Origin of the sequence: Kribbella orskensis, assembly GCF_004342085.1 — a bacterium.
Taxonomy (GTDB): Bacteria; Actinomycetota; Actinomycetes; order Propionibacteriales; family Kribbellaceae; genus Kribbella; species Kribbella orskensis.
In genome coordinates, this window is sequence record NZ_SLWM01000010.1 from 1 (window position 1) to 26,671 (window position 26,671).

Below are 26,671 nucleotides of genomic sequence, written 5' to 3' on the forward strand. Positions count from 1 at the left end.
ACCGGCCGATACGAATTCGCCATACCCAATACTCGAACGCCCACCCGGTGACCCACACCACCGCCACACCCATTTCTCAACAGGCTCTACAAGCCACCAGGCGTCGGACAGCCCGGCATCCGGGTGGAGTCCACGCGGGACCGCGGCGTGAGTTCCAGGCAGGCCCCGCGGGTGTCCGGATGCAGACATGACGCGGGGAGGACGAGCGGATTCGGAAAGCGCTTGCTAGCGTGCTCCTGTGCGCACCGAATCCGAACCGACCGCCCTAGGCTCCAGCATGGCCTCCACCACCGCCGCCCGGCCGACCGTGATGCTTGCGATGAACGAGTCCAGCCGGGCCCGGGTACTCGTACCCCAGGTGCGCGCTCGTCTCGAGCGCGTCGCCACCGTGCTCCCGATCGGCCCCGGCGATGCCTTCCTCGCCGATCCCGAGGTCCGGAAGGCGCTCGGTGAGGTCGATGCCCTACTCACCGGCTGGGGCTGCCCGTCGATCACCCCCGAGGTGCTGGACGCGGCCCCCAGGCTCCGGGCGATCATCCACGCGGCAGGCTCGGTCAAGCATTTCGTCGACCCGGCCGCCTTCGAGCGCGGGATCCAGGTGTCCTCGGCGGTCGTGGCGAACGCGCTGCCCGTCGCCGAGTTCACCGTCGCCACGATCATCCTGAGCGGAAAGCGGGCGTTCCGCCTCAGCGCGGAGTACAAGCTGAGCAAGCACCGGCCGGATCCGAGCAACGTGCCGGGAAACTACGGAAGCACGGTCGGGCTGCTGGGCGCCTCGCGGATCGGCCGGATGGTGGCTGAGCGACTACGGGCGTTCGACCTCGAAGTACTGATCAGTGATCCGTATCTGTCCGAGGCCCAGGCGGCTGAGCTGGGCGCGAGCCTGGTCGACCTGGACACGCTGTTCACCCGCAGCGACATCCTGAGCGTGCACGCGCCGCTGCTGCCGGAGACCGTCGGCCTGGTCGATGCGCGGCTGCTCGGACTGCTGCGGGACGGCTCGGTCCTGATCAACACCGCCCGCGGCCGGATCGTCGACGCGGACGCGCTGATTGCCGAATGCCGCTCGGGGCGCATCGACGCGGTGCTCGACGTGACCGATCCGGAGCCGCTGCGCCCCGATTCACCGCTGCTGGAACTGCCCAACGTGTTCCTCACGCCGCACTTGGCCGGCGCGGTCGGCAACGAGGTCGCGAGATTGGGCGAATTGGCCGTAGGCGAGATGGAACGTTTTGCCGCCGGCGCTCCTCTTCGTCACGTCATCACTGCCGCCGAGCTTGGGAGAATCGCATGACCCGCCTCGTCCTGCCCGACACCGACCGCGTGCTGTCTCGTCAGACCGGCTGGACTCGTGGGCATTGGGAGGCGCTCGCCGACCACCTGCTCGACTCCCTCGTGCCGTACTTCTCCCCCGGCGCCGCCCGCGTCGTGCTGCCCGGACGCCCGAGCCGGTCCGGCACCGATTCGGACGAACTCGAGGGTTCGCACGGTCCTTCATGCTCGCCGCCTTCCGGATCGCGGGCGTCCGTGGCGAGGGCTGCGAGAAGCTGGTCGAGCGGTATGCCCGCGGTGTCGCCAACGGCGCGAACCCGGACCACCCCGAGGCGTGGCTGCGGCTGACCCCGCGCTCGCAGCAGATGGTGGAGGCCGCCGCGATCGCGGTCGCGCTGCACGAGTCCCGCGAGTGGATCTGGGACCGGCTGGACACCCGCGCCCAGGAGCACGTCGCGGAGTGGCTGGGCGGGTTCATCGGGTCCACCACGCACGACAACAACTGGCGGTTGTTCCAGGTCGTCAGCGAGCAGTTCCTGGCGTCGGTGGGTGCGCCGTACTCCAAGGACGACATCGAGGGCGGCCTGGACCGGATCGAGGACTGGTACGTCGGTGACGGCTGGTACTCCGACGGCGACGGGCAGAACTTCGACAACTACATCGGCTGGGCCATGCACCTCTACCCGGGTCTGTGGACCCGGATGGCCGCCGCAACCCCCGGCACGGAGTACGACGATCGACTGAAGGCCTACCGGGAGCGGCTGAGGCTGTTCCTGGAGGACGCGGTGCACCTGGTCGGGAACGACGGCGCACCCGTCTACCAGGGGAGGTCGCTCACGTACCGGATGGCCGCGGCCGCGCCGTACTGGATGGGGGCCGTGCTCGACGCCACCCCCCTCTCCCCGGGGCAGACTCGGCGGCTGTGCTCGGGAATCGCGCGGCACTTCGTGCAGCACGGCGTACCGGATGAGCGCGGGCTGCTGACGCTCGGGTGGTATGACACCTTCCTGCCGACGACTCAGGCGTACTCCGGGCCTGGTTCGCCGTACTGGGCCAGCAAGGGGTTCATCGGGCTGCTGCTGCCGCCGGAGCACGCGGTGTGGACGGATCCCGAGGAGACGGTGCCGCTCGACGACGCGGACCAGGTCCGGGCGATGCCCGCGCCGGGCTGGCTCGTGCACGCGAGCCGGCACGACCAGGTGGTGCGGCTGATCAACCACGGCGCCGACCACGCACCGCCCGCCGAGCCGGAGGGTGTGGAGCCTGCGGCTGACCCGCACTACGACCGGCTGGCGTACGCGAACCATGCGGGGCCGGAGATCTCCGACGCGGCGTCACTGCAGCGGGTCGACAACCTCACCTCGCTCGTCGATCAGCACGGCAGGTCCAGCCACCGCGGCCGGATCCGCCGCCTCGGGGTCGGCACGCGGTCGGCGGCGTCCTGGCACAAGGCATGGCTCGGCAGCGAGGGACCGTGGCGGATCGAGACCGCCTCGGTCGTGCACGGCGGCTGGGAGATCCGCTGCTCGCTGGTCGAAGGACCGGCCGGCGCACTGGTCCGCAGCGGCGGGTACGCCGTCGCCGGTGACTCCTTGCCTACAGCAACTGTCGGCGAGGCGCCCGCCTGGTCCGCGGCACGGAACTCGGACGGGCTGATGTCCGCCGTCGTCAACCTGCACGGGTACGACGAGGCCGGCCTGCACCGCGATCTCGGGGCGAACCCGTTCGGGCCGCACTCCGCCACGCCGTACCTGACGGTGAGCCACGAAGGTGAGCCGCTGGTGCTCGTGCACGTGGTGTTGCTGACCCGTGACGCGATCCGTCCCGAGGCACTCGCCGAGGGAATCCAGGTCGCCGTCGCCGGGCACGAGATCACCATCACATTGCCCGGTGACGACACTGAGACAGTGCGCCTCGGGGACCACCGATCTCGTACGGTCTAGGTATGACCGAAGCACTCGAACCCAGTGTCACCGACGCCCTGGCCCAGGCGGTGGCGGCCGATCCCAGCAAAGAGAACCAGGAGAAGTTGTGGGAGGCAACGTTCTTGCTGGACCGCTGGTACTTCGTCCAGCGCGGTGAGCCGGGTAACCCGCAGCCGTTCGTCGGAGTGCACCAGGACCAGCCGTTCCTGATGGCCTTCACCTCCGCGCAACGGGCCCGGGGGTTCGCGATCGACAACGGGCTGGTGCCCGCGGACGCCGAGGTCCAGGTGCTCGCACTGGCTCCCGAGGACGCGGTCGCCCAGGCGCCGGTGTGGTTGCAGCAGGGCATCGCGGCGATCACCTTCGACCACGGAGTGGCCGGCTATTTCGCTCCGCTCGGCAACCTGCCCGCGATCCGTTCGCATGTGCAGGGTGGTCGGTGACACACGGTTAGGTCAGGCTGACCAACGATGTTATCGGGGCGGTCGACCACTACATTGACTTGATGAGCACGTACCAGAAACTCCTTCAAGAACAGATTCGCAACGAATTCACGGCGGCACAGCAGTACACGGCAGTGGCTGTCTGGTTCGACGATCAGGATCTGCCCCAACTCGCGTCGCACTTCTACAAGCAGTCCCTGGAAGAGCGCAACCACGCGATGATGATGGTTCAGTACCTGCTCGACATGGACATCCGGCCGCACATCCCGGGTGTCGGCGACGTGGTGAACGACTTCGACACCGCGCTGGAGCCGCTCGAACTCGCGCTGCAGCAGGAGATCACCGTCACCAAGCAGATCGAGACGCTGGCCCGGACCGCGCGCGACGACAGCGACTACGTCGGCGAGCAGTTCATGCAGTGGTTCCTCAAGGAGCAGGTCGAGGAGGTCGCCGCGATGACGACCCTCGTCAACGTCGCCAAGCGCGCCGGCGACAACCTCTTCCACCTGGAGGACTTCCTCGCCCGCGAGACGGTGGGCGACAACGGCGCCGACCCCACCGCCCCCACCGCGGCCGGCGGCTCCGTCTGACCCGCACCACCAGCGCCGTCTGATCGGCGCCACCGCCGTACTCCGGGCCGCCGCGATGCGCGCGGCGGCCCGGCCGCCCTACAACGGTCACCACGAACTGGCGCGTCCTGTGTACGGCGAGCCCGGCTGACCTCTGGCGGTTACCAGGAGCTGGTGCCGCCGCCTCCGCCGCCTCCGCCGGAGGATCCGCCGCTGAAGCCGGACGAGCTGCCGCCTCCCCCGCCGCTGCCGGCCGGTGCCGGGGGTGGGTCGAAGGTGTTCGCCACGGTCTGGCTGATGCTTCCAGCGGCGAAACCCGAGCTGTAGTACGCGGGACCGGAGTACCAGTAGGGATCCGGCGTGATCCGTCCGGCGGCGACCAGCTGGGCGCAGACCCGCTGCCAGCGGTCCGCCAGCCCGAAGGCGATTGCCCAGGGCAAGTACTTGCTGAAGATGTCCTCGCCCTCCTCGAACCGGAGCTGGTCGGCCTCGGCCGTGGCGAGATAGGTCCGGAACCCGATCAACTGGTCCGTCACCGCCCGGCCGGCCGGGTTGCGCTGGCCCTGCGACCGCTTGCCGATCCACAGCCCGATGGCGACGATCACCGCCAGCACCGGGATCGCGATGCTCGCGGCACGACCCAGACCACCCGTGGCGGCCGCGATCGCAGTACCGGCGAAGCCCGCTCCGAACACCCAGAAGCCGACCATCGCGATACAGGCGCAGCGAGCGCCGCTGGCGAAGCTGGAACCACCGCCTGCGCGAGGCATCCGCAGGTACCACTGACGCTGCTGGATCTGCTGACGCAACTGGCCGATCATCGCGTCGTGGGCCTGGCGCATGGAGGTGTCGCCGGTCGGCCTGCGCTCGAGGACGATCTCCGACCCCGGCTGCAGGGTCGGGAACAGCCCCTGCATCAGGACCTGCTCGTGCGGGATGGTGGCGGCGGCCGGGTTCAGCAGTACGGCCTTCTGCTCCGGGCCGTTGTTGTCGATCCGGACGGCGCCACGGACCGCGAGATCGATCAGCGTCGCGGCGGTCTCCGTCGTGTTCGCCTTCGCGTCGATCAGCAGACCACCTTCGGCGACCGGGATGCGCGGCGGCGAGAATGCCACCGGGATCTGGTCCTCCCTCAGGTCGTCCTTGACCACCTGCGCAGCCATCCCGTCGGGCGGGAAGGTGCCCGGCGGCATACCTGCGAAGCGCTGGTCCTTGTTGCCGTTCCTGCCGTAGAGCACCGCCGCGATGATCGCCCCGATGGTGACGACGCCGGAGGCGATGAGCCCGCCGACCGTGAGCCCTTGGCGTTCGAGCAACCCTGGCGCGTCGGACAGGAGCGGGGTGTCGTTGGTGACCGCACCGGCAGTAATCGACGCGACGACCGTCAGCCCGTTGAACGAATCCAGCAATGCCTGCCTGTACTGACCGACTCCACCCGACACCGTCGCGCTGTCGCAAGCTGTCGTCGATCCCTGCGGACCGGCGAAGCAGGTGGCCGCCTGCACGCCCTGGGGGACAGTCACGCTGACTGAGACGTTCTTGGTGACCGCCTCGGTGAGCGTGCCGGTGGCGTCCCAGTACAGCTCGCTGTGGTCGTCGAAGTGCCGCAACGACCCGCGCACCTCGTACTCGATCACGTACGTCGCCGTCGGGTTGGTGACCGTCCGGTTCGCCGAACCGATCTTCAGCTGCAGGGTCTGGTCGCGGTCGTTGTTCGCCTTGTTCACGGTCTCGGTGAACTCGGCGCTGTCACCGGACGGGCTGGACACACTGACGTTCGAGATGTCGTAGCGCTGGTCCTTCGAGTCGTCGTCGACGTACGGCTCGCGGATGACGAGATCCCGGACGATGCCGTGCCGGCCGGAGCTCGGCCCGAAGCGGTAGACGATCTCCTCGCGCACCTGCAGCACGCCGTCCGGAGTCACCTCGTAGGTGAACTGCATCGAATCGATCACGTCGCCGCTGAGCGACGAGGCGGCGACCGCCGGTACCGCGAACCCGGCCAGCACGAACCCGACGAAGATCGAGACGACGGCGGTGAAGAATCCCCTGCGCATGCGGCGAATGTACCGATGCCGGGGGTCCGCGGCGATCAACCTGACGTCCGCCGTACGTCGCCGGCCGCGTTGATGGCGGCTTCGACCAGATCCGCCGCTGTGGTGTCCCGGGTGCGGCGGCCGCGGTCGTAGTACTGGGTGGTGGAGATGGTGGCGTGGCCGACGTCCGCCTGGACGTGCTGGATGCGGGCGTCCTGCTCGAGGGCGATGGTCACGTAAGCGTGCCGGAGGGCGTGGGGATGCACTCGGTCGGCGACGTCGGCTAGCGCAGGACCGGCCTGTACTGCGATCCGCCGGAGCAGGGCGTTGACGTCGAAGCGGGAGCAGCGTCCTCCGTCGCGCGTGGCGATCAGGGGTGTTCGTCCGGCGCTGGTTCGGCCTCGGAGGGCTGGGGTGGATGCTTTGCTGGTGCGGTCTCCCTCGGTCAGGTAGTCGCGGAGTGCGTTGGCTGCTAGCTGGGTTAGGTAGACCTCGCGGTGGATGCCGCCCTTGCCTAGTACTCGCAGCATCGGCTCTCCCCCGGATACGACGAGGCTGTCGCGGTCTAGGCCGACCAGTTCGGAGACTCGGAGGCCAAGGGTCAGCAGGGCGACAACGGCCACCGCGCGGGCGGAGTACAGGTCGCGGTGGCGCGTGCGGTTGGGCAGTCGGGCTGCTGCGTCTAGGAGTGCACGCAGTTGGCTCGCTGTGAGCCGGATGGTCGGCGAGGCGTCCCGGGCGGTGCTGCTGAGGCCGAGTCGGCTCCGGTTGAGCGCGGCCGGGTTGGCTGGGACGACGCCGACCTCGGTGAGGTGGCCGTAGAAGGCGGAGAGGGTGGACAGCATCCGCTGCCTGGTCCGCTTCTCTGCTCCTGCTGCGTCCAGTTGATGGAGCCAGGCCTTCACCTCTGTGCCGGTAGCCTCCCGCGGATCCAGGCCCCGGCCCGCACACCACCTGAACCACGCCAGCTGGTGCAGCGGACCGGTCCTGCCGACCGGCACTTGACCTGGCGGTTGGCCGGGTGCATCGCCAGGTACTGGGGCTGGCGGGCCAGATGCATGGCCAGGCGTCCGCTCGGCGCTGCCGGCGAGTCCCAGGGAGTCGACCCACTCGACGGGGAGGCCGAGCGCGTAGGCGTACGTCCGGCGGGTGCCGGCGTTCGCGTACTGGCTGAGCCAGTCAGCAAGCTGCGCTCGCAACCCCTCCGGATCCGCAACCCCCGGCCACGACCCCTCATCCGCGCCGGGTCCGTCGGCCGTGCCGGGTCCGTCGGCCGTGCCAGGTCCGTAGGCAGTGCCAGGTGCCGTGCCTGGGCGGCGGCCACGTGTTGGGCCAGCGATCGCGGGAACTCGTGAGCTTGTGATTGCTGCTCGCGCGGCCTCCAGGACTGCTAGCGCGTCGGAGGTGTAGGCGGGCACTCGCTCTGACGAGTCGGCCAACTCCGCGGGCGCCTTCTCCACGGGTGGCAGTGCAGAGGGCGGCGTCTCCGAGGGCGGCGGTTCCGAGGGCGGCATCTGATGATTTTCGTCCACTCGGCTGGAGCACTGAGACTCCCACGCCGCGCTTGCGGGCCCGGGCCGACGTCGCACCTGCCACCCGGCACGCCCAGGGCTGGATCCACAAGTACACGGCAACCCACTCGTCGTGGGTGCCGCTCGATGGGTCTTGACAGACGGAACGCGCGAAGGCGTCCAGCCGAATGCGCACCCTGGTCCAACCAGCCGCGTGCCTGCATTGATTGTAAAATCTTCCAACCAACGGAAATCAGTGCAATGAATGGTGGTCGGTCGATGAGTACACAGGACTCCGGTTCCTCGGCGCCGCGGTGGCAGGGCGTGCACAGGGCGCTCGCCGATCCCCTGCGCATCCAGCTCCTGGAGGCGCTGTGGGAACTGCCGCGGTCCGCACGCGAGCTCGCCGAACGCGCCGAGGTTCCGGCTGACCGGCTCTACTACCACCTAGGTCAGCTTGAGAAGGCCGGGCTGATCGAAATCGCCGAATACCGGCCGCTGGCCCGTGGCAAGGTCGAGCGCGTCTACGCCCCCGCGGTCACAGAACCCCCCGACGATGCCGTGAGCGCGGAAGAGATGGCCGAGTTCCTCGGCTCGATGCTGGATGCCACCCGGGCCGACATCAACGCCGCCTACCGGTCCAAGCAGGCCGGTGGCCGTCGGGAGGTCGACCTGCACCGCGGTGTGCTGCGGCTGACCGAGGAGGCGCTCGCCGAACTGCGCGACGACGTCGAACGGCTCACCACCCGGTTCGCGGACCAGGACGCCCCGGGCGTCTGGACGCGACTGGTCGTCGCGGTAGTCGACCTGCAAGACCGCCCGTCCGCGGACGCCGTCACACCCGAGTCTGAGAGGTCGCCATGAACAACAGAGAGCGGCACGAACAACAGCGACGTCGTCGTGAATGACGGCGAGGTCGGCACGAACAGCAGCGACGTCGTCGTGAATGACGGCGAGGTCGGCACGAACAGCAGCGAGGTCGTCGTGAATGACGGCGAGGTCGGCACGAACAGCAGCGAGGTCGTCGTGAATGACGGCGAGGTCGGCGCGATCAGCAGTGAGATCGTCTTGAATGACAGCGACGAGCGCGCGACCAGCCCCGCGCTACGAGCCTCGGACGCCGAGCGCGACCAGGTCGCGGCGCAGCTGCAACACCACTACGCGGTTGGCCGGCTGACACTGCCCGAGCTCGAAGAACGCGTGGCCGGGGCGCATGAAGCACGAACCCGGGAGCAACTCGATGCCCTCGTCAGGGATCTGCCGGGCGAGGCGGAAGAAGCCCCGTCACCCACTTATGAGATCGACTCCCGCCTACTGATCATCCTGCTGTGCACCTCGCCTCCCGCGGCGCTCGTCTACTGGCTCATCTACTACATCCGAGAGAAGAACCTCTAAGGCAAGGTCATCGCGGCGCCCAAGGGCAACCACGTTCCTCAGGGGCGGTCTTCGGCGGGCGCAGCCAACAAAACACAGGTTTCGTGGGGTTTTGGTTTGGTTTTGGAAACGCCGAATCAGTTACCAGGTTTCGCAACCGCTAACTTCTACGCTCACGGGCATGAGTGAGGACGCTGGACGGTGCGGATACAGCAAGTGCCGCGCGGAGTTGCCGGGGCCTGGACTGCAGGGCGGGCGGCCGCGGAGTTTCTGCCGGGATACGCGGTGGGAGGGCGGGCGGACCTGTGCGCAGATGGCGCGGGCTGAGCGGGAGGCGTTGGGAGCGCTCGGGCTCGACGCCGGAAGCAGCACCTTCCGGCTGGATGCGGAGCGGCTGCGGGAGCACCTGGACACGGTCCGCGGGCCGGTAGACGCACTGACGGCTGCACTCGATGCTGTGACGACGCGACTGGATCAGGTTGAGGCGGCTGCTGTGGGAGCTGTCGAGGCTGCTCACACCCAGGTTGCCGAGGCTGAGAGAGCCCGGGTCGCTGCCGAGGAAGCCCGGGCGAGCGCTGAACACCGGACCCGGCAGGGCGTCACCGCCGCTGAGCGTGCTGCCAAGGAGCGCGCCGAGGCTGTCGAGCGGGCGAATGCAGCTGCGCGCCAAGCCCTGGAAGCCACCGAAGCTCTGGGAGCCGCCCGGCAACAGGCTCAGGACGCGATCGCCGCACGCCAAGCCGCCGAAGTACAGCTGACCCGTGAAGCAGAACGCGCCACAGCCGTCGAAGACCACGCACGCCAGGCCCTGGCCGCCGCGGAACAGCTGACCCGGGAAGCACTGACGACCGCCGACCGCGAGAAGCAGGAGGCCGTCGCTGCCGCCGAGCACGAGGGGCGGGTTGCGCTGGCCGCTGCGGATCACGAGAGGCAGGTCGCGCTGGCCGCTGCTGAGCAGAAAGCTCAGGAGAGTCTGGTCGCTGTGAAAGCAGAAGCGGCTGAGGCGATTGCGGCTGCTGAGGGTGAGGCTCGCAAGGTTGCGGATCGTGCTGAGATCGAGGGCCGGAGGATGGCGGGTGCGGTTCAGCTCGCCGCGGTTGAGCGGGATGCGGCTCGGGCGGCTGAAGGTGAGCGACGGGCCGAGATCGAAGTACTGCGCGCTGAATTGGCCGCAGAGCGGGCCCGTGACCGGCGCCTCCATCCCGACGACCTCGACGCAGTACTAACTGCCCTCACCACCAACCCCACCCCGGCCGCCATCACCATCCCGGCGACCTCCCCCTAGCCACACCCCGGCCACCTCCACACCAACAACCTCCACCCCTAGCCGGACCCGACGACCTCCACGCCTAGCCACCCCTCCGGCGCTGCCCTTCGGCCCACCCCAGCCCGACGAGGCCCAGCCCGCACGACCAGGGCAGCGCCCACCCGGCAACACCGCCCCACCTCTCCACCCCAACCCGCACGGACCCGCGAACAGGCGGCTTACCTCCTCGGCGACGGGTTCACCCACTGGCAGAGCAAGGGGCGAACCCCGACAAGAGGGGCGAACCCCACAAGACAACCTCCACCAGCGGTACGTCGAGGACCTTCGTGGGCTGGTCGGCGGGTGGGTTCTGGGCGGGTTGGGGTTGTGCTGGGGCGGGGGTTGGGGGAATGGTGGCTTAACCAGGAGGAACGTCATGGCAGACAAGACGAATACTTCCCAGGGCGCCGGTGCTGCTCCTGTCGCGGAGAGCCCGGCCGCCATCCGTAACGTGGTGCTCGTCGGCCCGTCGGGTGCGGGCAAGACCACCCTCGTCGAGGCCTTGCTGGTCGCCTCCGGCGTGCTCACCAGACCGGGCAGCGTCGTGGACGGTACGACGGTGTGCGACTGCGACGACGCGGAGATCCGGCAGCAACGCTCGGTCGGACTGGCGCTGGCCCCTCTGCAGCACGACGGCATCAAGGTGAACCTGATCGACACCCCCGGGTACGTGGACTTCGTCGGCGAGCTCCGGGCCGGCCTGCGCGCCGCGGACTGCGCTCTCTTCGTGGTCGCGGCGAACGAGGCCGTGGACGAGCCGACCAAGGCGTTGTGGCAGGAGTGCGACCAGGTCGGGATGCCCCGGGCCGTTGTGATCACCAAGCTGGACCACGCCCGCGCGAACTACGAGAACGCGCTCTCCACGGCGCAGAACGCATTCGGCGACAAGGTCCTGCCGCTCTACCTCCCGGCCGGCAAGGGGCTGATCGGCCTGCTTTCCCAGACCTACTACGAGTACGACGACGGCGCGCGCAGCACGCACGCCCCGGACCCGCAGTACGCCGATCAGATCGAGGAACTCCGCGGCATCCTGATCGAGGGGATCATCGAGGAGTCCGAGGACGAGTCGCTGATGGAGCGCTATCTCGGCGGCGAGGAGATCGACCAGGCGGTGCTGATCGAGGACCTGGAGAGAGCGGTTGCCCGGGGTTCCTTCTTCCCGGTGATCCCGGTCTGCAGCGGCACCGGCCTCGGCACCCACGAACTGCTCGAGGTCGCGACCAGCGGATTCCCGTCGCCACTTGAGCACCCGCTGCCCGAGGTGTTCACCCCCCACGGCGTACCGCGCAAGAAGCTGGCCACCGACCCCTCGGGCCCACTGCTCGCCGAGGTGGTGAAGACGACGTCGGACCCGTACGTCGGCAGGGTCAGCCTGGTGCGGGTGTTCTCCGGCACCATCAGGCCCGACACGACGGTTCACGTGTCGGGCCATTTCACGTCCTTCTTCGGTGAGGCCAACAGCCACGCGGACCACGACGAGGACGAGCGCATCGGCACGCTGTCGTTCCCCCTGGGCCGGCAACAGCGACCCGCCACCACGGTCGTCGCGGGTGATCTGTGCGCGATCGGGCGGCTCACTCGCGCGGAGACCGGCGACACGCTGTCGGACAAGATGGATCCACTCCTGCTCAAGCCCTGGACGATGCCCGAGCCGCTCCTTCCGGTCGCAGTACAGGCTCATGCGAAGACGGACGAGGACAAACTGTCGGTCGGGTTGCAGCGGCTGGCGGCCGAGGACCCGACGCTCCGGATCGAGCAGAACCCCGAGACCCACCAGATCGTCCTGTGGTGCATGGGCGAGGCACACTCCGACGTCGTGCTCGACGCGCTGGCGAACCGGTACGGCGTGACCGTGGACACCGTGGAACTGCGCGTGCCGCTGCGGGAGACCTTCGGTGGCAAGGCGAAGGGGCACGGCCGGCACGTGAAGCAGTCCGGCGGCCACGGCCAGTACGCCGTCTGCGACATCGAGGTGGAACCGCTGCCGGAGGGCATGGAGTTCGAGTTCGTCGACAAGGTGGTCGGCGGGGCGGTGCCACGGCAGTTCATCCCGAGCGTGGAGAAGGGGATCCGCGCGCAGATGGAGAAGGGGGTCGGCGCGGGCTATCCGATGGTGAACATCCGCGTGACCCTGCTCGACGGCAAGGCGCACAGCGTCGACTCGTCGGACATGGCGTTCCAGATGGCGGGTGGACTCGCTCTCCGCGAGGCCGCCACCGCGACCAAGGTGAACCTGCTCGAGCCGGTCGATCTCGTCTCCGTGCTGACGCCTGACGACCTGGTCGGCGCGGTGATGAGTGACCTGTCCGGCCGCCGCGGCAGGCTGCTCGGCACCGAGCGCGTCGGCGAGGATCGCACGCTGGTGAAGGCGGAGGTGCCGCAGGTGGAGATCACTCGCTACGCGATCGACCTGCGCTCGCTGTCGCACGGCGCCGCGTCCTTCACCCGCAGCTTCGCCCGCTACGAGGCGATGCCCGAGTCGGCCGCCGCCCGGATGAAGTCCTCGGCCTGATCTTCCGTACTGCGGTGCCGGCCGAAGGTGTCCGCAATGACCATCGACAACGAGATCTACGACCGGCTCGGCGGCACCTGGTGGGACGAGGACAACCCGCTCAACGTGCTGCACGGAAGCTTCACGCCCGGGCGGCTCGCCTATTTCCGTGAGGTGCTCGAACGTACCGGGCGGGACCCGGCCGGACTGCGAGCCCTGGACATCGGTTGCGGCGGTGGCTTCCTGGCCGAGGAGTTCGCCAGGCTCGGTTGCCAGGTCGTCGGGGTCGACCCCTCGCGAGTGTCCATCGCGACCGCCCGGCGCCACGCCACGTCGTCCGGTCTGAAGATCGAGTACATCGTCGCGTCAGGCGAGTGTCTCCCGCTGGAGAGCGCGTTCTTCGATCTCGCCTACTGCTGCGACGTCCTCGAGCACGTTGCGGACGTCGAGCTGGTGATCCGCGAATCGGCCCGGGTGCTCAAGCCGGGCGGTCTCTACCTGTTCGACACGATCAACCACACGGCCACCAGCCAGATCTTCGCCATCAGCCTGCTGCAGAAGTGGCGGCTGACCCGGGTCATCGACACCGACCTGCACAACTGGGACATGTTCATCACACCGTCCGAGCTCGGCGCCCACCTGCGGCGGCATCGGCTGAGCCTCGACGAGGTCGTCGGCCTCGGCCCCCGAGCGAGTCTGGCGAGGCTGCTCCGGTACTACGTACAGCAGCGCCGCGGCCGGATCACCTTCGGCGAGCTGAGCCGAAGGATGAACGTCGGCCAGGTGGACCGCACCGACATCTCCTACATGGGCTACGCCACGAAGGCGAACGTGACAGACACCGACCGCGGCACCGCGACCGACATCAGCACCGCGACCGCCACCGACACGACATCGGCGCCGACGTCGCCAGCCTCTAGCTGAGCCGGCGGCGGATGTCCTTGCTGCGGAGATAGGCCGCCACGTCGTCGTACCGCTCAGACTGGTTGGCGAACTCGATGTACGAGCGGACCCGGTGCAGCCAGTCGAGCGTGGACGGCTTCACCGTCGGCAGTGCCGTCGTCAGGTGCTGCATCGACAGCGGCGGCTCGCCGCCGGACGTTAGCGCCTCGTCGATCACCCGATCCACCCCGCGCTCGACCAGCGCGCGCAGATCCGCACCGCTGAACATCGGCGTCTGGTTCGCCAGCGCCTCGAGGTCCAGCCCCGCGGACGGCATCTCCTTCACCAGCACCGAGAGGATGTCGGCGCGGGCCGGCTCGTCCGGCGGCGGCACGAAGATCACCCGGTCGAACCGCCCGGGCCGCAGCATCGCCTCGTCCACGTCCCACGGCGCGTTGGTCGCCGCCAGGACCAGCAGACCCTCGTTCTCGGAACCGATCGCGTCGAGCTCCTGCAGCAGTACGTCGACCAGCCGGCGTGATTCCGAGCCGCCGTGTTTGTGCCGGGCGAATGCCAGCGCGTCGAGCTCGTCGAGGAACAGCACGCAGGGCGCGTTCGCTCGGGCTCGCTCGAAGGCGGCGTGCAGGTTGCGCTCGGAGACCCCGAGGTACGGGTCCATCACGTCTTCGATGCGCACGTTGACGAACGGCAGGCCGCACTCTCCCGCGGTCGCCCGAGCCAGCAGCGTCTTGCCGCAGCCGGGTGGTCCATAGAGCATCACGCCGCCGCCGGACTTCCGCCCGTACTTCTGGTACAGCTCCGGGCGGCTCAGCGGCAGGATCACCATCCGGTGGATGACCCGCTTGATCTCGTCCATCCCGCCGACCTGGTCGAAGGTGGTCGACTCCTTCGGGGTGTCGAACTCGAACGGAGCCTCGTCCTCCGGCCCGACCTTGATCTTGATGCCGCTGCGCTCGGCGATCAGGTCGTCCGCCAGTTGCTGCAGCCGCCCGGTGCCCTCGACGACGCCGGCCTGCCGCGCCGCCTCCAGGCAGCTCCGCAGCAACGCGAGCCTGCCGTTCGCCGCCGCCAGCTCACCGACGACCACCAGCTGATCATCCGGAAGCCCCTGCTGATCGAGCAGTACGACGTACTGGTCGAGCGCGGGCTCGGTCTCACCGGCGGCAACGAGTGACTCGGCCAGCACGAGCCGGAGCAGTACGTCGTCCGGGCTGGCCTCGACCGCCTTGCGCAGCGCGGAGATCCGGTCGTTGCTCATGAACCCCACTTCCGGTTGATCCAGCGGCGGAGCAGGGGCGGTGCCACCCACGAGTACACACAGAACGCGAACCAGCCGACGGCCACCACCGCCGCCAACGGGCCGAGCCCTCCGATACGGAGGCCGTAGATCACGGCTACCGCGCAGACCCAGATCACGAGCGGGTTGAATCGCTGGAACGGGCGGAGCGGCCGCAGCAACGGGTGGTTGATCAGCTTCGCCTCGCGTGCGGCCTCGCGCAGGTCCTGGTCGCCCGGATGCGAGGACGCCGCGGACGCGAGAGAGCGGTATCCCGACTTGGAGTCGCCTGTCAGCATCGACGACGCTCCGTGCAGCGCCCGCGCGCCGGGATCCTCGGGATCATAAGAGAGCGCTTCCTGGCTGTGCCGGTGCATGTCCTTGTGCCGGCCCTGGGCGAACGCGACCTGCGCCCGGGCCGCGGAGACAGCGGCGCTCTCCGGAGCGTGGGAGGCGGCGCGCTCGACGAGAGCGGCGGCCTTGTCGGTCTGCCCCGCCGCGAGGCACACCATCGCGTAGCCGATCAGCAGGTCCGGGTCGTTCGGGTCGAGGCTGAGGCCTTGCAGGTACGCCGCCTCGGCGTCGGGAAGATTCCCCTCCGCGCGAAGACTCGAGCCCAGGACCTGGAGCAGCGGGAGGAACGGGCCGTGGTGGGACAAGCCGTCCCGCAGTACGTCGGCTGCTTCTGCGTGGCGGTTGAGCGCGTGGAGGGCGGCACCGCGGAACAGGTACGCCCGGTAGTCGAGGGCGGCGTCGCCCCAAAGGCCCTGGAGTTCGTCGAGGGTGCGCTCGGGGTGTCCGATCTGCAGCCAGTGACCGGCCATCTGCAGTCTGGCATCGGCTGGCTCGGTCACAGTGCCACCACCACGAGCGCGAGCAGGAGCGCTTCGAGCAGGCCGAGTCCGATCACCGCGGCGATCCCCGGACCCCAGAGCGAGCCGTACTCGCTGCCGCGCAACTGGAACGCCCGGTCCATCGGCTGCTGGATCCGCAGTTGGGCGAGGCACGCGACCACCGCGACCAAGCGGACCGCCACTCGGATGCCGGAGGAGGTGGAGGTGTCGTCGGCGAGCAACGTGATCACGACGGCGGCCAGGACCAGGCCGGCCGCGCCGATGACCAGGATCAGCCTGCGTTTGTCGGTCGGGACTCCGAGGCGTCGGGCGTTCAGGAACGCGATCACCGTGGAGGCGATCACGCCGCCGAAGAACGCGACGTACGTCTGGGACATCAGCCGCCAGGGCCGCGCGGACATGTCGACGCCGGCGCCGATGGTCGGGCGCAGCAGTTCGTCCGGCATGTGGCTCCCTCGGATTCGTCCGGCCCGCGAAGTGTAGGCCAGCCCCCACCCCCTTGTCCCTGCCTGCCCCGATCCCCAGCTCTGCCACCGCTTGCGTCCGAAGAACTGTGGGTCAGGGGCCTCAGTTCTTCGGACGCAACGGATGGCGCGGGCCGGTGGAAGGTGGCGGAGGGTGGGCGAGGGGGAGCACTAGGGTGGGGTGATGACTGAGAACTGCCTGTTCTGCGGGATCGTGGCCGGCACCATTCCGTCGCAGCAGGTCGCCTCGAACGAGCGGGCGATCGCCTTCATGGACATCAACCCGGCCACCCGCGGACACCTGCTGGTTGTTCCCCGCGAGCACGCGACGGATCTGCGGGAGAGCGCCCCCGAGGATCTGATCGCCGCGACCCTGCTGGCCCAGTCCCTGGTCGGCCGCGTGATCGAGCGCCTGGACGCCGACGGCGCGAACCTGCTCAGCTGCATCGGCGCCGACGCCTGGCAGAGCGTCTTCCACACTCACCTGCACGTCATCCCCCGCTACAAGGACGACCCGCTCCGACTCCCCTGGCACCCCACCTCGGGCGACGCCGACGCCATCACCGCCACCGCGGCCGAACTCCGCTGATCGCGCCGCGTCGCCGAGAGCGACCGGGCCGCGGGAGTGACCGGAGCGCTGGAATGAGCTCGGCGGTGTAACGCCGCGAGGGCTCGTGACACTGCAGGGGCGGAAGGATTTCGCCGAGAGCACCTGGGGTTGTCATGCCGAACGCCACAGCCGCACCCGCCAGCGAGCAGACCGCCACCGCGGCTGTCCCGGCCGCCGGGCCCACCTGCGGGACGGATCTCAGGCCCGAGACCGACTGTCCCGAGACCGACGCTCGCGGTACCGGGAACGGGCACCCGCTGCCAGCCGGAGCACGGCGGGCGTTGGGGCGGCGGTTGCTGCCGTTGCAAGTGGGGATCTTCCTGCAGGGGGTCGGCTTCTGGGTGCCGATCGAGAAGCTGTTCATGACCGAGATCGGTTTCGACGCCGCCACCATCGGCATCATGGCCGCCGCGTACGCCGCGCTGGTACCGCTGGTCGAGGTCGTCTCCGGCGTGCTGGCGGATCGCTGGTCGAGGCGCGGCGTCCTGATGACCGCCTGTCTCGCGATGCTCGTCAGCGTCCTGATCGGCGGCTTCAGCCACAACGTCATCACCTACATCGCGGCGGCGCTGATCCTCGGGATCTATTTCGCGATGTACTCCGGCACGGTCGAGGCGATCGTCTACGACACCGTGCTCGAGGAGACTGGCGGCAGCGACGCGTACGAGCGCCAGATCGGCCGCGTCCGCTCGATCGAGGCGGTCGCCCTGGTCCTCAGCGCGTTGGCCGGCGGCTGGATCGCCGGCGCGACGTCGACCCGCCTGACCTACTTCCTGACCGTGCCGTTCATCGTGGTCTCGCTGATCGTCCTCAGCCGCTTCCGCGAACCGCGCCTGCACGAAACGAGTGAGCGCTCTCCGCTGTGGGACCACCTCAGGACGACGTACGGCGCGATCGTGCACCGTGGCCGGCTGATCCCGATCGCGGCCGCCTCGATCATGTCCGCGATGATCGTGCAGACGGTCTTCGAGTTCGGGCCGCTCTGGCTGATCGCGCTCTCTGCGTCCGCGGTGCTCTACGGACCGTTCTGGGCCGGCCTGGTCTCGACACTCGGCCTCGGCGGACTGCTCGCGGGCAGGCTCCGGCTGGACCGGCCGATCACCGTCGTGGCCGTCGTGATCGTGATGCTCGGCGCCTGCTTCACGCTGACCACCAGCCACAACCTGCTGGTGGTGACGATCGCGATGATCCTGCTCACCCTGCTCGTCCTGGTCGCCGGGATCCACGTCAGCAAGCTCATGCACGACGCGGTGCCGTCGACGATCCGGACCGGCGTCGCCTCCGGGATCAGCGCGGTGTCGTGGATGCTCTTCCTGCCGTTCGCGCTGGGTTTCGGTGCCGTGAGCAAGCAGTCCGGCGTCTACGTCTCCGGCTGGATGATCACCGCCGCCACCGCGCTCGCCGGAGCCGCGCTGCTGTGGGTCGTCCTCCGCCCGGTCCGGAAATGACGAGCGGCCTGCTCGTGCCGACCCGACGTACCGGCAGCGACGGACTGCGAGCCTGCACGGCGCACGGCCCGCTCCGTGACTACTCTGAGCCGATGGAGGGGCTCCCGCCGGACGAGGTGCTCACCGCTCGGCTGCGACAGGGTGACGAGACCGCGTTCGCGCTGCTCCTGGACGGCTGGTCCGGCGGCATGCTGCGGCTGGCGAGGTCGTTCGTGTCGACCGAGGAGTCCGCCGCCGAGGTGGTCCAGGAGACCTGGCTCGCGGTGATCGAGGGCATCGGGCGGTTCGAGGGGCGGTCCTCGCTGAAGACCTGGGTCTACCGGATCCTCACCAACACCGCCAAGCGCCGGGGCACCCGCGAGCATCGCGTCGTACCGCTGAGCAGCGTGGACGACACCGGGCCGACGGTGGACCCGGCCCGGTTCCGCCCGGCGGGAGATCCGTATCCCGGCCACTGGTGGGAGTTCCCGCCGGCCTGGCCGAACCCGGAGCAAGGCCTGCTCGGCACCGAAGTACGGGCGTTGCTGGCCGAGGCGCTCGCTGCTCTGCCTGATCGGCAGCGGCTGGTGATCACGCTGCGCGACGTCGAGGGCTACGCGGCCGAGGAGGTCTGCGAGCTGCTCGAAATCTCGGCGGCGAACCAGCGGGTGCTGCTGCACCGCGCCCGGGCGTTCGTCCGAGGCAAACTGGAGGAGTACTACACCCAGGAGGCGACCCCGTGAACGATCTCGACTGCCAGCAGTTCGTCGAGCAGGTGACGTCCTTCCTCGAGGGCGACCTCGGCCCCGACGCCGAGCAAAGCTTCATCGACCACCTCGCGCTGTGCGATGGCTGCGACCGCTACCTCGACCAGGTCCGCCAGACAGTGCAGGCCCTCGAGGGGCTTCCGGCCGACTCCATCTCCCCCACCACCCGCACCGCCCTCCTCGACGCCTTCCGCTCGCAGACCTGACTCTCAGCGCGCGACCAGGTCGTAGACGGCCAGGATCTCGTCGATGAGGGCGTCCCAGTCATACCGCAGTACTGCGCTGAGCCCTGCCGCACGCAGTTTGCCGCGCTCGTCGATCGAGCCGAGAAGCCGCAGAGCCTGGTCGGCGAGCGCCGTCGCATTGCCGGGCTCGAAGAGTTCCCCCAGCCGCCCACCGTCGAGCACCTGTCGGAACGCTGCCAGGTCGCTCGCGAGCACCGGGGCGCCCGCGGCCATCGCTTCCAGCAGGACGATGCCGAAGCTCTCGCCGCCCAGATGCGGTGCGACGTACACGTCTGAACCGGCGAGCATGTCCGCCCGCGCAGCATCGTCGATCGCGCCCAGGAACAGTACGTTGTCCCGGCACGACGAGGGCAACGACCGGCGTGCGTCGTCCGCTTGACCGGTGCCTGCCACGAGCACCTTCAGACCAGGCCTTTCGGCGACCAGTCGCGGCACGGCGGAGAGCAGTACGCCGAGACCCTTGCGCGGCTCGTCCATCCGGCCGAGGAAGCTGATCGTGCCGTCGTTGCCCTGCCACTCCGGACGGATCCGGCCGGACTGGCAGCGCTTCGTGTAGAGGCCGTTCGGGATCACAACAGCCTCGCCGCCGATGTGCTGGACCATCATCGAGCGCGCGTTCTCCGAGACGGCGATGCGCGCGTCGAGCTTCTCGAGCGCAGGTCGCAGGAGACCGGCCGCGGCGCTCATCGCCCGCGAGCGGACCTGCCAGGTGTGGAAGGTCGCCACGAAAGGCCCGTCACCCGCCCACAGCGCGATGATCGAGGCACTCGGGGTCATCGGCTCGTGCACGTGGACCACGTCGAAGGCGCCTTCTGCGAGCCAGGACCTCACCCGAGCAGCCGTCCGCGGCCCGAACGTCACCCGGGCTACCGAACCGTTGTAGGGAACCCCGACGGCGTGACCGGCCGAAACGACGTACGGCGGGGCCTCGTTGTCGTCGACCGGGGCAAGGACCGAGACCTGGTGGCCGCGGGCCAGCAGTGCCTCGGCGAGGTCGCGGACGTGGTTCTGGACCCCGCCGGGGGTGCCCAGCGAGTACGGGCAGACCAAGCCGATCTTCATCAGTCCAGGAAGATTCGCTGCAGCATGTGCCAGTCCTGCGGGTGTTCCGCGATGCCCAGGGCGAAGGCGTCGGCGCAGCGCTGCGTCATCTGCGCCGGTCCCCCGGCCCGATCGATCGGCTGATGGAACGTGATCACCAGATCGGGACCGTCGTAGTGCAGCGTGGTGGGGATCAGCGGCGCTCCGGTGCGGACGCTGAGAGCCGCGGGGCCGGCCGGCATCCGGGAGTGCCGGTCGAAGAACTTCACCGGCACGCCTCGCTCCGACAGGTCCCGGTCCGCGACCAGGCAGACGAATCCGCCCGCCCGGAGCCGCTCTGCCAGTACTCCGAACACGTGCTCGTCGCTTCCGGTGAGTGGAAGCACCTCCATGCCGAGTTTCGCACGATAGGCCACGAATCGGTCGAACAAGGATTCGGGGCGCAGTCGCTCCGCCACGGTCGACACCGGCATCCCGGTCCGGCCCGCCCAGGCGCCCGCGTGGTCGTAGTTCGCCAGGTGTGGGAGGGCACAGATCACACCCTTGCCCGCGCCGTGGGCGTCGCGCAGTACCTCCTCGTTGACCGTCCGCACCCGGCCGACGATCCGCTCGTCGTCCCACTCGGGCAGCCGGAACGCCTCCTGCCAGTAGCGCAGGTACGACCGCAGGCCCGCTCGCGTCAGCGCGTCGAGTTCGGCAGGGCTGGCCGTCGGGCGGACCACCGCCAGGTTGGAGCGCAGGCGTTGTACCCCGCGCCCGTTCCGCCGTACGACGAAGTCGGCCGCGTGCTGGAAGATCCACGTGACCACCCGCTCCGGCAACCGTCGTACCAGCGCCCAGGCGGCCGCGAACGCCAGATCAACCGCCCGCTGCCGCAGACCCTCCACGACTCAGGACGTGGCGGGCGGTAGGTCAGCCCCGCCCGATGAGTCCGGCCCGGTCGTACTGGTCCCAGTCGTGCCCGTGCCGGTCGTGCCCGCTCCCGGGGTTTCCGAAGTGGGCGGGGTCGCCGCTCCGGGGGTCGCCGTACCGGAGGTGGACGGTGGGGTGAGGCCGGCGTTGGCGGGGTCGGCGAGGACCTGCTTGCGGACGGAGAGGGTGCGCTGGACGACCGTGATGGTGCTGGCGACGGCGAGCGCGCAGAGCACGATCTTCAGCAGGATCGGGAGGTTCAGCACGTCGGAGAAGAAGCCGATGACCAGCACCGAAACCAGCCGGTCCGAGCGTTCCGCGATACCGCCGCTCGCGTGCAGGCCGAGGCTCTCCGCCTTCGCCCGCGCGTACGACGTGGTCGCGCCCATCACCAGCGCCCACAACGTCACGGCCGCCATCCACGGGGTGTCGCCCGCGCTGCCCGCGTAGTACAGGACGAGGCCGCCGAAGATCGCGCCGTCGCCGAGGCGGTCCAGGGTGGAATCCAGGTAGGAACCCCACTTCGACGACGTGCCCGAGGTACGGGCCATGTAGCCGTCGATCAGGTCGGAGAAGACGAAGCACGTGATCACGACCACGCCGAGCCAGATGTGGCCGCGCGGGAAGAAGATCAGCGCACCGGCGCAGACGCCGATGGTGCCGACCAGCGTGACGGCGTCGGCGCTCACACCGAGCCTGAGCAGGAGGTTGGCGATCGGCGAGATCACCTTGGTCCAGAACTGCCGGAATCTGTTAAGCATGGCGACGCGATCGTAGTCCAGCCGGGTCACCATCGGGTGACAGCGCCACCCGGAAGGGTTCCGCGTGCCCCCGCCGGTGCCGCACCATGGCCTCACCGATCCGGTCTACCCATCGCCGAAGGGAGGTCCAATGACCACCCCCCGGACCACCCTCCGCCCCCACCTCGCCGCGCTCGCCCACCGGACCGCCACCAGTAACGTCCGTCGGCTGATCATCCGGACCGCCACCACTCACCAACCCGCGGATTCCAGCGGCCGCCGCCGCTCGCTACGCCTGGTGAGCCCCAACCGGCAGCAGTTGATGAGTGCTGGACGTCCGCCCCTCCTCGAGTGGGCACGCGCGGGGTTTCGGACGGTGGTGGGTGGGGTGCTGGTGGTTTCGTTGGTGGCGGGGTGTTCGGTGGCGCGGAAGGCGAACGAGGCTCGGCCGACGCCGCCGGCGCCGCCCGCGGTGATGCCTACCGCGGTGGCGCCTCCTCAGGCGGAAGGGCTGGACGGTACTGCGGGAGCGCCCGGGCCGCAGGTGTGTTCACTGGTGACGGCCCGGCTGAGCAAGGAGCTCGGGTTCACCGTCAGGGCCAAGCCGAACTCCTGGAGCGACGGCGGCCTGCCCGTGCTCGACCTGTGCACGTTGGTCCTCGACGATCGCCCGGTCGTCGTCGGCGTCACCGCACTCCCCAAGGAGCCAGACTCCCTGGATCGGCTGATCGCCGGTTCCGGCCAGATCGAGCTCCTCCCCGAACTCGGCCCCGAAGCAAGGCTCAGTACTTCGCGCGTCGTGTTCCCTGTGGACGACCGAGTCGTCCGGGTCAGCTCGGCAGGCGGCATCAACCTCGGCTATCCCGATGGCATCGACCGGATCAAGGCCGTTGCGATCAGCCGGGCCGTGCGCGACGTAGTACCGAGGGCTGTGCGCAACTCGCGGCAGTCTGATGCGGCGTGCCAGCTGTCCACCTCGGCGGCCGAGCGGTTCGTCGGGGCGCTCGTGCAACTGCGGCGGGACTACCGGGTGAACGGGGCGCTGACCTGCATCTGGGGGACCTTCGACGCGACCGTCTCGATCGTCGAGTCCTTCCACACGGACACCATCCCGGAGGCGAAGCAGTCCCCCGCGGCCAAGCCGGCCCCGATCGGCAGCCCCGGCTACTACCTCCCCGACCAGGGCGAACTCGTCTTCCGCAAAGGCCGCCGAGTAGTCCGCGTGACAGGTCTGACGAACCCGGCCCGCGTGGTCCCGATGGAAACCCTCCTGGACATCGTCGAGCCGATGCTTCCCCTGTTCATCAGATAGCCCGCCGCTTCATCAAAGGGCTGTGGGCCAACGGCAACCAACTCTTGCCGACCGTTGGCTGACCGAGCAGACGCTTGCCTACTGCCCCGATCCGCAGCGTCATCCCGAGGAGCGGCTGGTCACCGTGCTCCATCGCCTGGTCGACGCCAATCTCTCCAACCCGCAGCCCCAACCGACCTGCGGAACACCCCGGCCGGTCGACGCCTCCTGCACCGCCTGCGGTGTCGACCCCCGCGGCCCGGCCGCTCCCCTGCCAGCCGGCCTCAGCACCCAAGCCGGCACCCACTGGCACGACAGCTGGCAACGCACAGCCCAGAAACCCCGCATCAGCCCGCAGGTCTAGCTGCCTGAAGAAGCCACGACCGACCGCACTAGTTGTTGAGGTAGCAGTTGGTGGCTTCGGTTAGGGGGTTGGCCAGGATTTGGTGAGGAGGGCTCGGGTGTCTGTCAGGAGTTGGGGGAGGACTTTGGTTTGGGCTACTACGGGCATGAAGTTGGTGTCGCCGCCCCAGCGGGGGACTACGTGTTGGTGGAGGTGCGCGGCTATGCCTGCGCCGGCTATTTCGCCCTGGTTCATGCCGATGTTGAAGCCGTGGGCCGCTGAGGCGATCCGTACAGCCTGCATCGCCTGCCGCGTGAGGGTGGCTACGTCGGAGACTTCCTCGGGGGTGAGGTCCGTGTAGTCGGCGACGTGGCGGTACGGGACGATCATCAGGTGACCCGGGTTGTACGGGTACAGGTTCAGTACTGCGTACGCCGCCGGGCCGCGGTGGACGATCAGGCCGTCGGCGTCGGGCAGGCTCGGGATCCGGCAGAACGGGCAGTCGTCACCCGATGACGTGCTGGTCGGCTTGTTCTCCCCGGCGATGTACGCCATCCGGTGTGGGGTCCAGAGCCGCAGGAACGGGTCGGGCACGCCCATCCCGTCCTGCTGCACCAGTTCCTCCGGCTCGTACGGCGAACCCGCCGACGCCGAGCCCGCCCCGCCGGCCGCACCCGCCGAACCACCGGCTGCACTGCCTGCGTCGGCAGATTCGCCCGGGCCGGGCGGGTTGTCGCCGGGGAGGTCGGTCATACCTGGGCGCGCTTCTGGACTGTGTCGACGATCTCGGCGACGGCTTCGGCGATCGGGATGCCGTTCTTCTGGGTGCCGTCGCGGTAGCGGAAGGAGACCGAGCCGGCGGCCATGTCCTCGTCGCCGGCGATCAGCATGTACGGCACCTTCGACTTCTGGGCGTTGCGGATCTTCTTCTGCATCCGGTCGTCGGACGAGTCGATCTCCACCCGGATCCCCTGCGCCTTGAGCTGCGCGGCGACCTCGTACAGGTAGTTCACGTGGCCGTCGGTGATCGGGATGCCGATCACCTGGACCGGCGCGAGCCAGGGCGGGAAGGCGCCGGCGTAGTGCTCGGTCAGGACCGCGACGAACCGCTCGATCGAGCCGAACAGTGCGCGGTGGATCATCACCGGACGCTGCCGGGAGCCGTCGGACGCGGTGTACTCCAGCTCGAACCGCTCCGGCAGGTTGAAGTCCAGCTGGATCGTCGACATCTGCCAGGTCCGGCCGATCGCGTCGCGCGTCTGCACCGAGATCTTCGGTCCGTAGAAGGCCGCGCCGCCCGGATCCGGCACGAGCTCCAGCCCTGAGCCCTCGGCCACCTCGCGCAGGATCTCGGTGGCCTCCTCCCAGACCTCGTCCGACCCGACGAACTTGTCCGGGTTCTTGGTGGAGAGCTCGAGGTAGAAGTCGTCCAGCCCGTAGTCGGCGAGCAGGCCGAGCACGAAGTTGAGCAGGTCGCGCAGCTCGTCGCGCATCTGCTCGCGGGTGCAGTAGATGTGTGCGTCGTCCTGGGTGAAGCCGCGGGCCCGGGTCATGCCGTGAATGACGCCGGACTTCTCCAGCCGGTACACCGTGCCGAACTCGAACAACCGCAGCGGCAGCTCCCGATAAGACCTACCGCGCGCGTCGAAGATCAGATTGTGCATCGGGCAGTTCATCGGCTTCAGGTAGTAGTCCTGGCCCTGCTTGCGGAGCTCCCCGTCCGGCCCGCGCTCCTCGTCCAGGTGCATGGGCGGGTACATGCCGTCGGCGTACCAGTCCAGGTGGCCCGAGGTCTCGAACAGGTGCGCCTTGGTGATGTGCGGGGTGTAGACGAACTCGTACCCGTCCTCGACGTGGCGCTGGCGCGAGTAGTCCTCCATCACCTTGCGGAGCACGCCGCCCTTGGGGTGGAAGACCGCGAGGCCGGAGCCGATCTCGTCGGGGAAGCTGAACAGGTCGAGCTCGGTGCCGAGCTTGCGGTGGTCGCGCTTGGCGGCCTCCTCGAGCCGGGTCAGGTACGCCTTCAGCGCGTCGCGGGTGTCCCAGGCCGTCCCGTAGATCCGCTGCAGCTGCGGGTTCTTCTCGCTCCCCCGCCAGTACGCCGCGGCGACCCGCATCAGCTTGAAGCTGCCCAGATACCCGGTGGCGGGCACGTGCGGCCCGCGGCACAGGTCCTTCCAGGCGACCGAGTCGTCGCGCCGGATGTTGTCGTAGATCGTCAGCTCACCGGCGCCGACCTCGACCGAGGCGCCCTCCGCCGCGTCAGCCGAGGCCGATCCCTTGATCCCGATCAGCTCGAGCTTGTACGGCTCGGAAGCCAGCTCCGCACGGGCGTCGTCGTCCGAGACCACCCGGCGGCTGAACCGCTGCCGCTCCTTGATGATCTGCTGCATCTTCTTCTCGATCTTCGTCAGGTCCTCGGGGGTGAACGGAGTCGCCACATCGAAGTCGTAGTAGAAGCCGTTCTCGACCGGCGGGCCGATGCCCAGCCTGGCGTCGGGGAACAGGTCCTGCACCGCCTGCGCGAGGACGTGCGCGGTCGAGTGCCGGATGATCGCCAGCCCGTCCAGGGACGATGCCTTCACCGGCTCGATCTCGTCGCCGTCGGACACCACCCGGGCCAGGTCGCGCAGCTCTCCGTTGACCCTGGCGGCGATCGCGGATCGGTCCTGACCGAAGATCTCGGCGAACAGCTCCCCGACGGTCGTCGTCTCGGTCACACTCCGCTCAGCCTCGCCCTCGACGCCGATCAGATGGACCTTGACTTCCGACACGTTCACTCCTCGAGTACGCCGACCCGCCGTGCGCGGGCCATCACACCGCAGATGGTATCGACTCGGCCCCGGCGCCGGTCCGGCCCATCCACAGGCC

Annotated in this window: 25 protein-coding genes; 15 read left to right on the top strand and 10 right to left on the bottom strand. The window is 69.1% G+C overall.

The window, feature by feature from the left end; genetic code table 11:
* The first annotated feature begins 277 nt into the window (after positions 1-277).
* The 4 genes from EV644_RS24795 to EV644_RS24810 all read left to right on the top strand — a co-directional run bounded on the left by EV644_RS24795 (position 278) and on the right by EV644_RS24810 (position 4,230).
* On the top strand, positions 278-1,294 hold the full coding sequence (locus EV644_RS24795) for a hydroxyacid dehydrogenase (RefSeq protein WP_132191340.1): 1,017 nt from the start codon (positions 278-280) through the stop codon (positions 1,292-1,294).
* A gap of 202 nt (positions 1,295-1,496) precedes the next feature.
* Positions 1,497-3,215, top strand: a complete 1,719-nt coding sequence (locus tag EV644_RS24800) for a DUF2264 domain-containing protein (RefSeq protein WP_241998725.1) — start codon at positions 1,497-1,499, stop codon at positions 3,213-3,215.
* Between the two features lie 2 nt (positions 3,216-3,217).
* On the top strand, positions 3,218-3,640 hold the full coding sequence (locus EV644_RS24805) for a hypothetical protein (RefSeq protein WP_132191135.1): 423 nt from the start codon (positions 3,218-3,220) through the stop codon (positions 3,638-3,640).
* A 62-nt stretch (positions 3,641-3,702) separates the two neighbouring features.
* Positions 3,703-4,230 carry a ferritin gene (locus EV644_RS24810; RefSeq protein WP_132191136.1) on the top strand — a complete coding sequence of 176 codons (528 nt, stop codon included), beginning with the start codon at positions 3,703-3,705 and terminating at the stop codon, positions 4,228-4,230.
* Positions 4,231-4,370: 140 nt separating this feature from the next.
* On the opposite strand, the gene EV644_RS24815 is transcribed toward EV644_RS24810, so the two are convergent.
* Together EV644_RS24815 and EV644_RS24820 are read right to left on the bottom strand one after the other, a co-directional pair.
* The gene (locus tag EV644_RS24815) at positions 4,371-6,266 is read right to left on the bottom strand and encodes a DUF2207 domain-containing protein (RefSeq protein ID WP_132191137.1); all 1,896 of its coding nucleotides are present in this window, start codon (positions 6,264-6,266) and stop codon (positions 4,371-4,373) included.
* A 35-nt stretch (positions 6,267-6,301) separates the two neighbouring features.
* Positions 6,302-7,150, bottom strand: coding sequence for a tyrosine-type recombinase/integrase (locus EV644_RS24820; protein WP_241998727.1), 849 nt, complete (start codon positions 7,148-7,150; stop codon positions 6,302-6,304).
* 885 nt (positions 7,151-8,035) lie between these two features.
* On the opposite strand from EV644_RS24820, the gene EV644_RS24825 reads away from it, so the two are divergent.
* The 5 genes from EV644_RS24825 (at position 8,036) to ubiG (ending at position 13,851) form a co-directional block, all read left to right on the top strand.
* Positions 8,036-8,620: a winged helix-turn-helix domain-containing protein gene (locus EV644_RS24825; protein WP_158292920.1), complete on the top strand. Its 585-nt coding sequence runs from the start codon at positions 8,036-8,038 to the stop codon at positions 8,618-8,620.
* Positions 8,621-8,656: 36 nt separating this feature from the next.
* A complete protein-coding gene (locus EV644_RS24830) occupies positions 8,657-9,151 on the top strand; it encodes a DUF1707 SHOCT-like domain-containing protein (protein ID WP_132191139.1) in 495 nt (164 codons plus the stop codon).
* 160 nt (positions 9,152-9,311) lie between these two features.
* Complete coding sequence (locus tag EV644_RS24835) at positions 9,312-10,415, top strand: response regulator receiver protein (RefSeq protein ID WP_132191140.1); 1,104 nt, start codon at positions 9,312-9,314, stop codon at positions 10,413-10,415.
* A gap of 397 nt (positions 10,416-10,812) precedes the next feature.
* A complete protein-coding gene (locus EV644_RS24840; protein WP_132191141.1) occupies positions 10,813-12,948 on the top strand; it encodes an elongation factor G-like protein EF-G2 in 2,136 nt (711 codons plus the stop codon).
* A 36-nt stretch (positions 12,949-12,984) separates the two neighbouring features.
* Positions 12,985-13,851 (top strand): bifunctional 2-polyprenyl-6-hydroxyphenol methylase/3-demethylubiquinol 3-O-methyltransferase UbiG, encoded by an 867-nt coding sequence (ubiG, locus tag EV644_RS24845; protein WP_132191142.1) that lies wholly within the window; start codon positions 12,985-12,987, stop codon positions 13,849-13,851.
* Here ubiG and EV644_RS24850 read toward each other — a convergent pair.
* Genes EV644_RS24850 through EV644_RS24860 form a run of 3 tightly spaced genes read right to left on the bottom strand, consistent with a single transcriptional unit; the run spans position 13,844 to position 16,406 of the window.
* Positions 13,844-15,088, bottom strand: a complete 1,245-nt coding sequence (locus EV644_RS24850) for a tetratricopeptide repeat protein (RefSeq protein WP_132191143.1) — start codon at positions 15,086-15,088, stop codon at positions 13,844-13,846. The genes ubiG and EV644_RS24850 overlap by 8 nt on opposite strands.
* On the bottom strand, positions 15,085-15,960 hold the full coding sequence (locus tag EV644_RS24855) for a tetratricopeptide repeat protein (protein ID WP_132191144.1): 876 nt from the start codon (positions 15,958-15,960) through the stop codon (positions 15,085-15,087). Before EV644_RS24855 ends, EV644_RS24850 begins: the two co-directional genes overlap by 4 nt.
* Positions 15,957-16,406 carry a hypothetical protein gene (locus EV644_RS24860; RefSeq protein ID WP_132191145.1) on the bottom strand — a complete coding sequence of 150 codons (450 nt, stop codon included), beginning with the start codon at positions 16,404-16,406 and terminating at the stop codon, positions 15,957-15,959. The genes EV644_RS24855 and EV644_RS24860 overlap by 4 nt, the downstream gene beginning before the upstream one ends.
* Before the next feature lie 202 nt (positions 16,407-16,608).
* Here EV644_RS24860 and EV644_RS24865 point away from each other — a divergent pair, with 202 nt between their 5' ends.
* The 4 genes from EV644_RS24865 (at position 16,609) to EV644_RS24880 (ending at position 19,434) form a co-directional block, all read left to right on the top strand.
* On the top strand, positions 16,609-17,013 hold the full coding sequence (locus EV644_RS24865; RefSeq protein ID WP_132191146.1) for an HIT family protein: 405 nt from the start codon (positions 16,609-16,611) through the stop codon (positions 17,011-17,013).
* A gap of 134 nt (positions 17,014-17,147) precedes the next feature.
* On the top strand, positions 17,148-18,482 hold the full coding sequence (locus EV644_RS24870) for an MFS transporter (protein ID WP_132191147.1): 1,335 nt from the start codon (positions 17,148-17,150) through the stop codon (positions 18,480-18,482).
* Positions 18,483-18,574: 92 nt separating this feature from the next.
* Entirely contained in the window at positions 18,575-19,204 is a 630-nt protein-coding gene (locus tag EV644_RS24875) for an RNA polymerase sigma factor (protein WP_132191148.1), read from the top strand.
* A complete protein-coding gene (locus tag EV644_RS24880) occupies positions 19,201-19,434 on the top strand; it encodes an anti-sigma factor family protein (protein ID WP_132191149.1) in 234 nt (77 codons plus the stop codon). Before EV644_RS24875 ends, EV644_RS24880 begins: the two co-directional genes overlap by 4 nt.
* A gap of 3 nt (positions 19,435-19,437) precedes the next feature.
* Here EV644_RS24880 and EV644_RS24885 read toward each other — a convergent pair whose 3' ends face one another.
* The 3 genes from EV644_RS24885 to pgsA are packed head-to-tail and all read right to left on the bottom strand — an operon-like array spanning position 19,438 to position 22,187.
* Entirely contained in the window at positions 19,438-20,535 is a 1,098-nt protein-coding gene (locus EV644_RS24885; protein ID WP_132191150.1) for a glycosyltransferase family 4 protein, read from the bottom strand.
* Positions 20,535-21,401, bottom strand: coding sequence for a phosphatidylinositol mannoside acyltransferase (locus EV644_RS24890; protein ID WP_132191151.1), 867 nt, complete (start codon positions 21,399-21,401; stop codon positions 20,535-20,537). The genes EV644_RS24885 and EV644_RS24890 overlap by 1 nt, the downstream gene beginning before the upstream one ends.
* 3 nt (positions 21,402-21,404) lie before the next feature.
* Positions 21,405-22,187, bottom strand: a complete 783-nt coding sequence (gene pgsA / locus EV644_RS24895; RefSeq protein ID WP_369410523.1) for a phosphatidylinositol phosphate synthase — start codon at positions 22,185-22,187, stop codon at positions 21,405-21,407.
* 130 nt (positions 22,188-22,317) lie between these two features.
* Here pgsA and EV644_RS24900 point away from each other — a divergent pair, with 130 nt between their 5' ends.
* Together EV644_RS24900 and EV644_RS24905 are read left to right on the top strand one after the other, a co-directional pair.
* Positions 22,318-23,478, top strand: coding sequence for a hypothetical protein (locus tag EV644_RS24900; protein ID WP_241998728.1), 1,161 nt, complete (start codon positions 22,318-22,320; stop codon positions 23,476-23,478).
* A 22-nt stretch (positions 23,479-23,500) separates the two neighbouring features.
* Positions 23,501-23,821 carry a hypothetical protein gene (locus EV644_RS24905; RefSeq protein WP_132191152.1) on the top strand — a complete coding sequence of 107 codons (321 nt, stop codon included), beginning with the start codon at positions 23,501-23,503 and terminating at the stop codon, positions 23,819-23,821.
* 60 nt (positions 23,822-23,881) lie between these two features.
* Here the strand turns inward: EV644_RS24905 and EV644_RS24910 are convergent, their stop codons facing one another.
* Both EV644_RS24910 and thrS read right to left on the bottom strand, forming a co-directional pair.
* On the bottom strand, positions 23,882-24,400 hold the full coding sequence (locus EV644_RS24910) for an HIT family protein (protein ID WP_132191343.1): 519 nt from the start codon (positions 24,398-24,400) through the stop codon (positions 23,882-23,884).
* 149 nt (positions 24,401-24,549) lie between these two features.
* Positions 24,550-26,574 carry a threonine--tRNA ligase gene (thrS, locus tag EV644_RS24915; protein ID WP_132191153.1) on the bottom strand — a complete coding sequence of 675 codons (2,025 nt, stop codon included), beginning with the start codon at positions 26,572-26,574 and terminating at the stop codon, positions 24,550-24,552.
* Positions 26,575-26,671: the final 97 nt, after the last annotated feature.